The sequence below is a fragment of the Candidatus Hydrogenedentota bacterium genome (assembly GCA_012730045.1).
Classification (GTDB): Bacteria; Hydrogenedentota; Hydrogenedentia; order Hydrogenedentales; family CAITNO01; genus JAAYBR01.
The window spans coordinates 1-13,168 of sequence record JAAYBR010000074.1 but is presented as its reverse complement, the minus strand read 5'-3'; the positions used below and the strand labels follow the sequence as shown (position 1 = coordinate 13,168).

Sequence of the window (13,168 nt, the reverse complement as noted above, 5' to 3'; positions counted from 1 at the left end):
TGCTCTGGTTGCAAGCGATTGCTTCACTTCGTTCGCAATGACGAAAACACGCGCGCCCCCGTCACTGCGAGCGTAGCGCGGCAGTCTCGTTCCCGCCGACGCTCTGCCTGCAGGCGATTGCTTCACTTCGTTCGCAATGACGAAAACACGCGCGCCCCCGTCACTGCGAGCGCAGCGCGGCAGTCTCTTGTCGGAACGGCTTCGGCAGACGCCACAAACCCCGGCAGCATGCCCGCAATGTAGACGGCCTTCCAGGCGCGTTCTAGGGTCATGCGTTAACCCAAAGAACGCGCCTGGAAGGCGCGTCTACGTTTCCGGCCCTCCCTCAGCCCTCACTTCATAGGCAGGATTCCCGCCTACGGCGGTCCGGCTCGCCATGACGTGTTGACGGGGCGGTCCCCTGGCCGGTCGTGGTAAAATCGCGGCTCGTTTGGCCGTTGGGTTTCAACAGTAGGATGTCCCACGGATGTACAAGTCGCCTGGGATAAAGTCCGGGTTCGGTGTTGCCAGGGAGTTGAAGGGGCTCCCCGGCCGGGTGCTGGCGGTTTCGATGGAGATCCCGTGGGCCCTGCTCCAGTCGCAGATGCCCTGGGAACCGGACCACGTCCATCTGGTGGACAACATGGACCTTCCCACGCTGGAGGCGGCGGACCGCGACCTGCCGGCCTGCGACGTGGTGGTGGGTGTGGGGGGCGGGTCGTGCTGCGACTTCGCCAAGTATCTCGCGTGGAAGCGGGGCTGCCGCATGGTGCTGGTGCCGACGATCATCTCGGTGGACGCGCCGCTGACGAACATGATCGCGGTGCGGGTGGACAAGACGGTCACCTACATTGGCGACATCTTTCCGGAGGAGCTGCTGGTGGATTACCGCCTGATCCAGGCGGCGCCGCCGGAGCTGAACCGCGCGGGGGCCTGCGACATTGCGAGCATCCACACGGGGCTCTTTGACTGGCGTCTCGCCCATGAGCAGACGGGGGAGAACTATGACGCGGCGGTGGCGGCCCTCGCGGAGGAATGCCTGGAAGAGCTGGACCACAACGCCGAGGAGGTGTATAACGTCACGCCGAAGGGCATTGACACGATCGTGGACCTGTACCGGCGGGAGGTGAAGTTCTGCACGGAGTTCGGCAACAGCCGCCCCGAGGAGGGCGCGGAGCATCTGGTGGCCTACGCGCTGGAACACCTCACGCGCCGGCATTTCCTGCACGGGGATCTGGTGGGGCTGGGCATCTTCGCCATGTCGCGGCTCCAGGGCAACCGGCCGGAGTGGGCGGAGGACCTGATCCGGCGTTGCGGGCTGCGCTACTGGTGCCCGGACGCGTCCCGGGAGGAGATATGCACCGCCCTGGCCACGCTGCGGGCCTTCGTTGACAAGAACAACTTTTTCCACAGCATCGTCCACGCCGCCGAGATCACCCCGGCGTTTGTGGAGTCGGTGCTGGCGGGCCTGGAAAAGGCGCGGCCGCAATAAAGCGCGGACGGCGCGTGTTGGTGGATGCAGTGAAATGGTGCGGTTTTGTTCCTGACCCGTCAAGGGGAAGGGCGGCCCGCACGGGAGGACACGCATGAGACACAGAAGAGGCATTCTGCTGCTGGCGGCCCTGTGCGGGCTGGCGGCGCTGACCGGATGCGCGACCCTGGACCGGGGCGGGCAGTCCGCCGTGCTGCGGGCCAAGCGCAAGGTGGCCCCCGCCATCGTGCATGTGCGCCCGGTAAAGGAGGTGTTTGACGCCGGGCGGCGCAAGGAGATGCTGGTCATGGGGAGCGGGTTCATCATCTCCCCCGACGGCTATGTCGTGACCAACGAGCATGTGGCGGGACAGAGCAGCTCGGTCCAGTGCGTGCTCAGCGACAACCGCGAGGTGCAGGCCACAGTGGTCGGGACGGACATCGAGACGGACATCGCCGTCCTGAAACTGGAGACGGACAGCCCCCTTCCCAGCGTCCGCATGGGCCGCTCGGACACCTTGGAGGCCGGACAGTCGGTGCTTGCCCTGGGGAGCCCCCACGGGCTCGCCCGGTCGGTATCCCTCGGGATCATCAGCGTGCCGGACCGCTTCCTGGCGGACCAGGGGCTCATGGAGGCCCCCTACTACAACTGGATCCAGACCGACGCGGCGATCAACCCCGGCAACAGCGGCGGTCCCCTGGTCAACCTGCGGGGGGAAGTGGTCGGCGTGAACGCCCGGGTGCTGTCGGGGGCGGAGAACGTCGGGTTTGCGATCCCGGTGGACATTGTGAAGGAGGTGGTGCGCAGCATCATCGAGACCGGGCATGTGCGCCGGGGATGGCTGGGCATAGAGTTCCAGGAGATGCTGGCCAAGGGCGATGTCACCTCTGAGGAGGGCGTCATTGTCGCCGATGTGGACCGCCTGTCCCCGGCGGCGGAGGCGGGCGTGAAGCCCGGCGACATCCTTACGGCGGTCAACGGCGGCCGGGTGCACGCCCGGTACGAGGAGGAGCTTCCCGGGGTGCGGCGGCTCATCGCCGCCCTTCCCGTCGGGGAGACGGCGGTGCTGACGCTGCGCCGTGGGGACGAGGCGCTTGAGCTGTCCCTCGTCGCCGAGGAAAAATCCTCGCTTCGGGGGAGCCAGGAGGCCTTTGAGGAATGGGGGTTCACAGCGTCCGAGGTGACCCCGGAGGTGGCGCGGCGCGCCCAGTTGCAGCGGCGGACCGGCATTCTGGTTTCGGGGGTGGACCCCGGGGGCCGGGCCGCCATCGCCGGACTCCAGCAGGGGGACATTGTTCTAAAGGTGGACGGGGAGGAGATTCCCACCCTGTCGGCGTTCAGCACGACCTATGCCCGCCTGAAGGAAAGCGACGCGCGGCTGGTCATGCTTTTCGCCCAGCGCGGCGCGCTCACCCGTTTTGTGCTTGTGAACACCAAGGCGGAGGCCGCCGCGGCCGAAGCCGGGGAGGTTGCGCCCAATGAAAACTAGACACTTCTCCGCCTGGCCGGCGATGCTTCTGCTCGCGGCGGCCGCGGGTTCACCCGCACCGGCCCAGGAAGATTTCGCCCTGTCCACCATTAATTCGGCGTATGAGCGCCTCTCCCCTTCCCTGTGCACCGTCCTGTTCACCCAGGAGGTCACCGACGCGCGGACGGGGGAAACCCGGCGGCGCGACGGCAGCAGCCTCGGGCTGGTGGTGCGGCCCGACGGGCTGGTGGTCACGCACGGGCACCTGATTCTGGACAGCGCCGAGCCGGTGGAGGTGCGCGTGCGCCTCGGACAGGGTTCCTCCGCCAAGGAGTACCCGGCACAGGTGCTCCAGAAGCCCGATGACATCAACCTCGCCTTCCTGCGGGTGCAATCGGACACGCCCCTCGACCTGCCCGTAGTCCGTTTCTCCAAATCGCCGCTGGTCCTGGGCGAGCCCGTGGCCGTGTTTGGCCTGTCGGGGGAAACGCTCGACCTGGAACCCGGCGTGCTGGTAGCGCGGGTGAGCGCCATCCTGGAGGAGCCCCGGAAAACCTACGCGCTGGACGGGAACATCCGTTTCGGGTATGTCACGGGGCCCGTGATGAACACCCGGGGGGAGATCGTGGGCGTGGTCGGGTTCGACCTGGGCCGCGCGGAAGGCGGCGAACTTCACACGCGGAGCGGACACCCCCTCGTGTACCAGACGGAGCTGTTCGAGGGGCACATCGCCGAACCCCCGTCGGTGGACGTGTCCCCCGGCGCGCGCGAAGATGCGTGGCTGGGCGTGTTCACCCAGCCCCTCAAGACCGACTACGCCGAATACTGGAAACTGGAGGACACGGGGGGGCTCCTGGTGAGCACCGTACTCCCCGACTCCCCTGCGTTAAGCGCGGGCATCCAGTCGGGAGACATCATCAAGTCCTTCGACGGCAAGCCCACGCAGGCACGGCAGGACCGGGATGTGCTGGCCTTCACCCAGCTGGTGCGGGACACCGGCGTGGGCCGCACCGTGACCGTGGAGCTGCTGCGGGCGGGGCAGCCGCTGTCCGTCGAGGTGACCCTTTCCCAGCTTCCCGCCACCGCGCAGGAGGCGGGGGAATATGACGACGCCGTGCTGGGGCTCGCCGTCCGTGAGATCACCCGCGACGTCCGTATTCTGCTGAACCTGGCCGAGGATGTGCAGGGGGTGATCGTGCGGCGCGTGCGCCCGGGAAGCCCCGCGCAGGCCGCCAAGATCCGCCCGGGCATCGTCATCCTGGCTGTGGCCGACCAGCCCACCACCTCCTTGGAGGAGTACGAAAAAGCCATAGAAACGCTACGGGAGCGGAAACCGTCCGAGGTCTCCGTGTTTGCCCGGGCCGGCGCCCAGACAGGGTTCTTCCGTGTGCAGCCGCGGTATTAGCCTGCTCTTGCTGCTCGCCGCAGGGGCCCTCGCGGGATGCTCCGGACCGCCGCCCGCAGACCGTGACACGGAGGCTCTCCGTACGGCGTGGGCCTTCGTGGCGGAGCGGAATCCCGACGCGGCCCTCCCCGTGGTTAAGACCTTTCTCCAGGAGAACCCCGGCGATCCCGCAGGGCACTTTCTTCTGGGGAAGTGTTTTTTGCACCGGTCCAGCGCCAACACCACGATCGCTTTGGGGGAGTTCGAGACGGCCATCGCCCTTCAGGCGGCCGCGCCGGAGAGCGGGTTCCCGGAGGCGGGGCTGGACACCGGGCCGTCCTTTGCCGCCGCCCTGCACCGGGACGCCGCCCTGGCGCTCATGCGCGCGGTCTATGACGCCTCCGGAACGGGGATTCCCGTTTCCCTCACCCTCCCCGCGCTGCGGCGGACCCTGGACCATGTCCGAAAAGGGCTGGAGTACGCCCCCGGCGACGCCTACCTGATGGAGATGCTCGGAACGCTGGAGGGCCTGCATTCCCCGGGTTCCCCCGAAAAGAGCCGGGAAATAACAATATGACACGGAATGTTCTTCAAAGCGAAGCGTGAGGCCGCGGTGATGTGGAACGCCCCTTCCTGCGGGAGGCGGGCAGGAGACGGAAGAGGCCCGACGCGGAAATGGATGTCCCCAGCGACCTAAACGCCCCCAAGGAGGCCCGGGAGAAGCCAGCAGCATGAACGCAGCCGAACTTTTTGTGAAGTGCCTCGAACAGGAGAACGTCAAGTACATATTTGGCCTGCCCGGGGAGGAGAACGCCCACTTCATGATGGCGTTGGAAAAGTCCCCCATCCAGTTCATCATGGCGAGGCACGAACAGGCGGCGGCCTTCATGGCCGAGACCTACGGCAAGCTCACCGGGGAATCCGGGGTGTGCATGGGCACCCTGGGACCGGGGGCGACCAACCTGGTCACCGGGGTGGCAAGCGCCAACAGCGACCGCGCCCCCATGGTGGTGATCACGGGCCAGGCGGACCTCCAGCGCCAGCACAAGGAGAGCCACCAGTTCATAGACGTGGTCTCCATGTTTCGGCCCATCACCAAGTGGGCCACGCCCATCGTGCACCCCGACAACATCCCCGAGGTGGTGCGCCGCGCTTTCAAGCAGGCGACCCGTGAAAAACCGGGGGCCTGCCATGTGGAGATTTCCAACGACATCGCCGCCCTGCCCGCCACGAAGAACCCGGTGCGGGTGAACTACCTGCGGCGCTCCGTGGCGGACGACAAGATCGTCAACATGGCCATGGCCACGGTCCGCAATGCGAAGTCCCCGGTGATTCTCGCGGGGAACGGCGCGATTCGGACCCGGGCCAGCAAGCAGCTGCGCATGTTCGCGGAGATGACGGGGATCCCCGTAATCAGCACCTTTATGGGAAAGGGCTGCGTCTCCCGCGACGCGGAGGAGTGCCTTTTCACCATCGGACTCCAGACGAAGAGCCTGGCCAACGCGGTGATTGAGGCCTCAGACCTGGTCATCACGGTGGGCTACGACCTGGTGGAGTACCCGCCCCGCGGCTGGAACCGCTGGAATGACAAGAAGATCGTCCACATTGACTTCCTGCCCGCGGTGGTGGACCAGAACTACCAGCTTGAGGTGGAGGTGATCGGCGACCTGGCGCATACCCTCTGGATGATGAACGAGCGGGTCCGCGCAAATCCCCAGCACTGGGATCTCGCCTACGCCAAGGCGGTGCGGCGGGCGATGATTGAGCTCCTGGAGGAGCACAAGGACGACGACACAGAGGGAACCGTGCGTCCGCAGAAGGCGCTCTGGGACATCCGGAACGCCCTCGGCCCCAACGACATCCTGCTCAGCGACGTGGGGTCGCACAAGATGTGGGTCGCCCAGTTTTACCACTGTGACGAGCCCAACACCTGCCTGATTCCCAACGGGTTCTGCTCCATGGGAGGGTCCCTGCCGGGGGCCATCGCGGCCAAGCTGGTGCACCCGGACCGGAGGATCATGGCCCTCTGCGGCGACGGCGGGTTCATGATGAACGTGCAGGAGTTGGAGACGGCGGTCCGCTACAAGGCAAACATCGTGGTCGTGGTCTGGGTGGACAACGGGTACAACCTGATTGAGTGGAAGCAGATGAACGAGTTCGGCCACCACACCGAGCTTTCGTTTGGGAACCCCGACTTCCTGAAGCTCGCGGAGGCCTTCGGCTGCGCCGGGTTCCAGGTGGAACGGTCCCGGGACCTGGCCCCCGTGCTGGAGGCGGCTTTCACCTGCGGGCAGCCCGCCCTGGTGGCCGTTCCCATTGACTACCGCGAAAACGACCGCATGTACGAGAAGCTGCGAATCACCGTCTGACCGCGCCGAAAGGAGGCCCGCCGTGCTGAAGGAGTCCTATCCCTATTACCTCGCCAACCGTCCGGTTCTTCCCAACACGGACCTCGAGGTCATTGACAAATACACCGGGGAGGTGGCCACACGCGTTGCGGTGGCGGACGCCAAGGCCATAGACCAGGCCATCGCGGCGGCGGCCGCCGCAGCGGAGGCCATGGCGCGGATGGCTGCTTACGAGCGGCAGGCGGTGCTGGAGCACTGCGTGGCGCGGTTCCAGGAGCGCGCCGAGGAACTGGCGCAGACTCTCTGCATAGAGGGTGGCAAGCCGATCAAGGACAGCCGGGGCGAGGTGGCGCGGCTGATAGACACCTTCAAGATTGCGGCCGAGGACAGCGTGAACATCTCCGGCGAGGTGCTGGCCATGGACCGGTCGGCCCGGTCCGCCAACTATCGCGGCATGTGGAAGCGGGTGCCCATCGGCCCGTGCTCCTTCATCTCGCCCTTCAACTTTCCCCTCAATCTTGCGGCGCACAAGGTGGCCCCCGCCCTCGCGGTCGGCTGCCCCTTTGTGCTCAAGCCCGCGAGCCTGACCCCCCTGGGTGCGCTCATCATCGGGGAGGTCCTCGCGGAGACAAACCTGCCGGAGGGTGCCTTCTCCATCCTCCCCTGCAAACGCGACGGGGCGGGCCTCTTCACCACCGACGACCGCCTGAAACTGCTCAGTTTCACCGGGTCTCCCGAGGTCGGCTGGGACCTCAAGGCCAAGGCAGGAAAGAAGAAGGTGGTGCTGGAGCTGGGCGGCAACGCGGCCGTGATCGTGGACAAAGACTGGGGCGACCTGGACGACGTGGTGGATCGGCTGATTGTCGGCGCTTACTACCAGTCAGGGCAGAGCTGCATCAGCGTGCAGCGCATCCTGGTCCACGAGGACATCTATGACGAGCTGCGGGACAGGCTGGTCAAGGCCGTGGCAACGCTCAAGATGGGCGACCCGAAGAACGAGGACACCTTTGTGGGCCCCGTGATTTCGGACGCCGAGGCGGACCGCATGGAGCGTTGGATCAACTCCGCCGTGGCTGCGGGCGCCATGCTTCTCTGCGGGGGCACGCGGGACGGCCGCATGATCGCCCCCACGCTCATGGAGAACGTGCCGAAGACCGAACCCGCCTACGCCGAGGAGTTCTTCGGCCCCATGGCGCTGCTGACCCCCTTCAGCGACTTTGACCAGGCGATTGACGAGGTCAACGACTCGCGTTTCGGGCTTCAGGCGGGGGTGTTCACCCGCGACATCTACAAGGCCCAGAAGGCCTGGGACCGGCTGGACGTGGGCGGCGTGGTGATCGGCGACGTGCCGTCGTGGCGGGTGGACCACATGCCCTACGGCGGCGTGAAGGACAGCGGCATCGGCCGGGAGGGCATCCGTTACGCCATCGAGGACATGTCGGAAATCCGGCTGATGGTGCTGCGCATCCCGCCTAACGCCTGACGGAAAACCCGCGACCCTATTTACAGGCGTCGTAGAGCACATCCAGATGCTCTTGGGGAAAGTCCAGGAGGCAGAGGAAATGCACTTCCGAGGCCCGCGGCCGGAAGATTTCCACCACGGGCTGAAACGGGCGTCCTTCGGCCTTCAGCCGGCTGTTTAAGGCGCTGACAGCGCGGAATCCCGCGATGGCGGAAAGGCTCCCTTTCCGGCTCGGAACGCGCACCATGAGAAACGGGGATTCAGGCAGTCTGGCCAGCCAGAACCCCTTGGTCTCCGCAGGGATCAGGGCCGCCTCCTCGTCGGAGAGCATGCAGCCCGTCACCTTGCGCATCTCCGTCCCTTTTCCCTCCGCCAGGCCCCTCATGTCGTTGAGGTAGAGGGTAAACCCCGGTGTGTCGGCAATGCCGTGCTGCCCGCGCAGGATGACCGCCACGGGAACCATGTCCCGGAGAACGCCAACGTAATTCGGCGAGCCCTTCACATAGGCGATCCAGGCTTCCTTCAGAACGCCCTCCTCCACCGGCACGCGCCGGAAGATGCCGGCCCGGCGAAACACAAGCGCGAGAATGGTGAAATCAACCAGCAGAAAGAGCGCCACCATCACGGCGACCAGACTCAGGCTCATCGCATATCCTCCTCCCGGAAGGGGAAGCCGTCCACCAGTGTGCTGACATTTTACACGGATTCTCCGTGGTCGGCACAAACGGGACGGACGAAATGGACATTATGGACCGTATGGACAGAGGCGTGGGAAGCAAGGGCCCCGCTCCGGTTGGACTCCGAAAGGGCGGGCTTGCTATATTGACGGCATGGTTTTGCCCGCAGGCGCCGGGGCGCTTTCGCCGGGTTTCCCTTATCAGAACATTTCCGGAAAGGATGCATTAATGACCACCCCCTGGATGCTGGTTTCGCCCCGTATTCTTCCCCCGCTGGATCCCGATTTCCGGCCCGCCGTGCTGTGCAACCGCGCCTTTTCGGAGGCGGTCCGCGCCGCCGGGGGCGGCGAGCGGCTGGTGCTGGGCCTGGAGCGCGGGGACGGCTCGGTTTCGCGCTTCGAGACGGCCGTGCTTCCCGACAGCCACCCGAAGTCGGAGGCGAACAACTACTACGTCGAGCGGCTGGTGAAGTTCCTGCTGTGGCAGCGCGGGGCGTGCAAGTTGTGGGTAGGCGGCCCGGCGTCCGTCGGGGACTTCCTAAAGCGCTGCTATCGCCCCGGCGGGTTGCGCGACTTCGACTTCCACTTCATGGGCCGCGACGTCTATGAGAAGCCCTTCGAGGTGGTTTCCTGCGGCGCCGACGCGGTTCCCGCGGCGAACGAAACGACCCGGCCGCTGGGCAGGCACTTGGACGGCTGCCGCATCGGGTTTGACCTCGGCGGTTCGGACCGCAAGGTGTCCGCCGTGGTGGACGGCGAGCCGGTGTACAGCGAGGAGGTGGTGTGGGAGCCCATCAAGCAGTCGGACCCCGCCTACCACTACCGCGAGGTGATGGCGGCCCTTCAGACGGCGGCGTCGAAGCTGCCCCGGGTGGACGCCATCGGCGGGAGTTCCGCGGGCGTGTACGTGAACAACCGCGCCATGATCGCCTCCCTCTTCCGTTCCATCCCCCGGGAGCGTTTCGGCGAGGTGCGCGAGATGTTCATCCGCATCGGAAAAGAACTGGGCGTGCCGCTGGAGATCGTGAACGACGGCGAGGTCACCGCGCTGGCGGGGTCCATGTCGCTCGAGGACAACGGGGTGCTCGGTGTCGCCCTGGGTTCCAGCGAGGCGGGCGGCTATGTCACCCTCGACGGCAACATCACCGGCTGGCTCAACGAGCTGGCCTTCTGCCCGGTGGACTACAACCCGGACGGGCCCCGCGAGGAGTGGTCGGGGGACATCGGCGTCGGCGCGCGGTACTTCTCCCAGCAGTGCGTCTTCCGGCTTTCCGGCGCGGCGGGGATTGACCTGCCGATGAACGCGACGGACGCCGAACGGCTGAAATCGGTGCAGGTTAAACTGGAGGCGGGACATGAGGGTGCCCGGAAGATCTGGGAGTCGGTGGGGGTCTACATGGGCTACACGCTGGCCCACTACGCCGAATTCTACGCGCTGAAAAACGTGCTGATCCTGGGACGGTGCACCTCCGGCAGCGGCGGTGACATCATCCTTGACGGCGCCCGGCGCGTGCTGAACGAGGAGTTTCCGGAGCTTGCCGGCGGCCTGCACATCCAGCTTCCGGACGAGAAGAGCCGCCGCGTGGGGCAGTCCATCGCCGCGGCCAGCCTTCCGATCATTGAGAAATAACCGAACGGAGAACAGTGACATGAAGTTCACGATGCCCGACGCCGTGCTGTACCCCTTGGAGGGCCATTCCCCGGAGGACGCCCTCGCAAAGACCACCCACATGGCCGTGGCCGCCCACCAGGACGACATCGAGATCATGGCCTTTGACGGGGTCATGGCCTGCTTCCAGCAGCCGGACAAGTGGTTCACCGGCGTCGTGGTCACCAACGGGGCAGGCTCCCCGCGCGACGGCGTCTATGCCCGGTACACGGACGGGGAGATGGTTGCTGTCCGCCGTCAGGAGCAGAAGAAGGCTGCCATAGTGGGAGAGTATGCCGCGCAGGCGCTGCTGGACCTGCCCAGCTCGGCCATCAAAGACCCGGCGAACGCCGGGCCGGTGGACGACTTGGAGGCGCTGCTGCGCGCCGCGCGGCCGGAGGTGGTTTACACGCACAACATCGCCGACAAGCATGACACCCACGTCGGCGTGGCGCTGAAGCTGGTCGCCGCGATCCGGCGGCTTCCGAAGGACCTGCGCCCGAAGAAACTCTACGGCTGCGAGGTGTGGCGCGACCTGGACTGGATGACGGACGCGGACAAGGTGGCCTTTGACACCTCGGCCCACGAGAACCTCCAGGCGGCGCTGCTGGGCGTCTTCGACTCGCAAATTGCGGGCGGCAAGCGCTACGACCTGGCCACGATGGGCCGCCGGCGCGCCCACGCCACCTACCACGCCTCGCACGGCGTGGACGCGACCACGGGCACGAACTTCGCCATGGACCTCACCCCGCTGATTGAGGACGACACCCTGTCGCCGCTCGACCTGGTGAAGGCGCATATTGAGCGCTTCCGCCGGGAGATTGAGGACCGCTTCGGCAGGCTGGGCGTCTGACCGGTTAGACGGGCAACTCCCATCCCTTGCGGTAGGTCTTCGTCAGCAGGGCGTTGGCCTCGGGCAGGTTGGTGATTTTCGCCTGGGCGGTGTCGTATTCAATGCGGCCGCCGCAGCGCAGGGCGATGTTGCCCATCAGCACCATTTCCGTGAAGGGGGCGGCGTATTCAAAATTCGAGGAGGCGGGTTCGCCGCCCTTGATCGCCGAGAGGAAACTCCGGTAATGGTTGCCGCCGGAAATCCGGGGCAGCGTGGCCGCGGGGGGGGTGAAGTCCTTCATCCTGTCGTCCGGAAGCAGGCGCGGCGACCCGCCATACTCTCCCGCGGTGGCAATCCCCTTCTCCCCGATGAACAGCGACCCGTTCTCGTTGTCCCCCAGTTTGGTGCCCTCGGGCACCCCGGCAGGCAGGGACGGCTTCTCGCCGTCCTCATACCAGAACAGGTCCACGGCGGGCAGGTCCCCCCGGGCGGGAAACGCATACTTGATTACCGCGGCGGCGGGCCAGGTCTGGTCGTTCTTCCCCTCCTGCTTCACGGGCTCCACAGAGAAGGACGGGGCCTCGTGCAGGTTGAGGGCGAACCAGGCGGGGTCCATGACGTGGCAGGCCATGTCGCCGAGACCGCCGCAGCCGAAATCGAGCCAGCCGCGCCATTTGCGCGGGGCGTAGAGTTCGTTGTAGGCGCGCTCGGGGGCCGTTCCGATCCAGAGGTCCCAGTCCAGGGTCGCGGGGACGGGCTGCGCGGGGGCCGCCTCGGCGGGGCCTCCCTTCGGCCAGCGCCCGCCGGGCCGGTCGGTCCACACATGGACCTCCCTGACCGTGCCGATGGCGTCCGCGCGGAGCATTTCGGTGAGTTCCCGGAGGGCGTCCAGGGAATGGCCCTGGTTGCCCATCTGGGTCGCCACGCCCATTTCGGCGGCTGTTTTCCGCAGGAGCCGCACCTCGGCGACCGTGTGCGCCAGGGGTTTCTCGACATAGACGTGCTTGCCGAGCTTCATGGCCATGTACGCCGCCGGCGCGTGGGTGTGGTCGGGGGTGGCGATGGTGACGGCGTCAATGTCCTTCCCCATCTCGTCGAGCATTTTGCGGTAGTCTTTGTACTGCTTCGCCTTCGGCAGGCGGTAAACCGTCTCCTCGGCCCCGGCGAAGTCCACATCGCACAACGCCACCACGTTCTCGCGCAGGAAGGACAGAATGTCGCTGCTCCCCTTTCCCCCCACGCCGATGCCCGCGAAGTTCACCTTCTCGTTCGGGGAGAGTTTTCGGGGAACAACGCGCGCGGTGTTCGGCGCGCCCCAGGCCGAAACGGCCGCCGTGGTGGTGACTGCGGCCAGAAAAGCGCGCCGGGTGAGTCCGGAGTCCTTCATGAAAGTGATCCTTCCTTGTTGCGGGGACTGTTTGACAAAAGAGTGTACACCATGACCGGTGCGGGAGGCATGCCGTTTCACTTTGCTTGAACCGCCGCATAAGAAATGGCCGTGGAAGTGTTCAAGGGAACGCCACCTTGGGGATTTGCGCTGAAAACGTCGGCGGTGTGAAGGGGACGTGTTCACCCATGGGGTGTGGAGAATCGGAGGTATTCCGGCAAGAGATTGCCGCGGCGGCCCGGGGCGGCCGCCTCGCAATGACGCGTTTTCTCCCGTCGTTTCCCTGACCCGTGTTTTTCCGTCATTGCGAGCCCCTGACCGCCCGGGGGCGGGAATGTCGTTGAAGAAAGGCGTGTCAGGCGTCAGACGTCGCGGGAGCCCCCGCACGTCCCTGGCGGGTCCGTCTGTTATGTGGAGTGCGGTGGCAGAGCGAAGCGGCGACACCGCTTTGCCCGGGGATGATCCATGCCGCACTCCTCCCGGCAGCTCTTTCCCGGAAACCAAAGCGGCGTC

Annotated in this window: 10 protein-coding genes; 8 read left to right on the top strand and 2 right to left on the bottom strand. The window is 66.2% G+C overall.

Annotation, left to right across the window (positions count from 1 at the left end; translation table 11 throughout):
* Positions 1 to 466 precede the first annotated feature (466 nt).
* The 6 genes from GXY15_07505 to GXY15_07480 all read left to right on the top strand — a co-directional run bounded on the left by GXY15_07505 (position 467) and on the right by GXY15_07480 (position 8,133).
* Entirely contained in the window at positions 467 to 1,471 is a 1,005-nt protein-coding gene (locus tag GXY15_07505; GenBank protein NLV41060.1) for an iron-containing alcohol dehydrogenase, read from the top strand.
* A 94-nt stretch (positions 1,472 to 1,565) separates the two neighbouring features.
* The gene (locus GXY15_07500; GenBank protein ID NLV41059.1) at positions 1,566 to 2,939 is read left to right on the top strand and encodes a PDZ domain-containing protein; all 1,374 of its coding nucleotides are present in this window, start codon (positions 1,566 to 1,568) and stop codon (positions 2,937 to 2,939) included.
* Positions 2,929 to 4,323, top strand: coding sequence for a PDZ domain-containing protein (locus tag GXY15_07495; GenBank protein NLV41058.1), 1,395 nt, complete (start codon positions 2,929 to 2,931; stop codon positions 4,321 to 4,323). The genes GXY15_07500 and GXY15_07495 overlap by 11 nt, the downstream gene beginning before the upstream one ends.
* The gene (locus GXY15_07490; protein NLV41057.1) at positions 4,304 to 4,879 is read left to right on the top strand and encodes a hypothetical protein; all 576 of its coding nucleotides are present in this window, start codon (positions 4,304 to 4,306) and stop codon (positions 4,877 to 4,879) included. The genes GXY15_07495 and GXY15_07490 overlap by 20 nt, the downstream gene beginning before the upstream one ends.
* 154 nt (positions 4,880 to 5,033) lie before the next feature.
* Positions 5,034 to 6,671, top strand: coding sequence for an acetolactate synthase large subunit (locus GXY15_07485; GenBank protein ID NLV41056.1), 1,638 nt, complete (start codon positions 5,034 to 5,036; stop codon positions 6,669 to 6,671).
* 22 nt (positions 6,672 to 6,693) lie between these two features.
* Complete coding sequence (locus GXY15_07480; GenBank protein NLV41055.1) at positions 6,694 to 8,133, top strand: aldehyde dehydrogenase family protein; 1,440 nt, start codon at positions 6,694 to 6,696, stop codon at positions 8,131 to 8,133.
* A gap of 16 nt (positions 8,134 to 8,149) precedes the next feature.
* Here GXY15_07480 and GXY15_07475 read toward each other — a convergent pair whose 3' ends face one another.
* The gene (locus GXY15_07475; GenBank protein NLV41054.1) at positions 8,150 to 8,758 is read right to left on the bottom strand and encodes a hypothetical protein; all 609 of its coding nucleotides are present in this window, start codon (positions 8,756 to 8,758) and stop codon (positions 8,150 to 8,152) included.
* A 259-nt stretch (positions 8,759 to 9,017) separates the two neighbouring features.
* Here GXY15_07475 and GXY15_07470 point away from each other — a divergent pair, with 259 nt between their 5' ends.
* Together GXY15_07470 and GXY15_07465 are read left to right on the top strand one after the other, a co-directional pair.
* On the top strand, positions 9,018 to 10,418 hold the full coding sequence (locus tag GXY15_07470; GenBank protein ID NLV41053.1) for an ROK family protein: 1,401 nt from the start codon (positions 9,018 to 9,020) through the stop codon (positions 10,416 to 10,418).
* Between the two features lie 19 nt (positions 10,419 to 10,437).
* Entirely contained in the window at positions 10,438 to 11,289 is an 852-nt protein-coding gene (locus GXY15_07465; GenBank protein ID NLV41052.1) for a PIG-L family deacetylase, read from the top strand.
* A 4-nt stretch (positions 11,290 to 11,293) separates the two neighbouring features.
* On the opposite strand, the gene GXY15_07460 is transcribed toward GXY15_07465, so the two are convergent.
* Positions 11,294 to 12,655 carry a Gfo/Idh/MocA family oxidoreductase gene (locus tag GXY15_07460; protein ID NLV41051.1) on the bottom strand — a complete coding sequence of 454 codons (1,362 nt, stop codon included), beginning with the start codon at positions 12,653 to 12,655 and terminating at the stop codon, positions 11,294 to 11,296.
* Between the last annotated feature and the right edge of the window lie 513 nt (positions 12,656 to 13,168).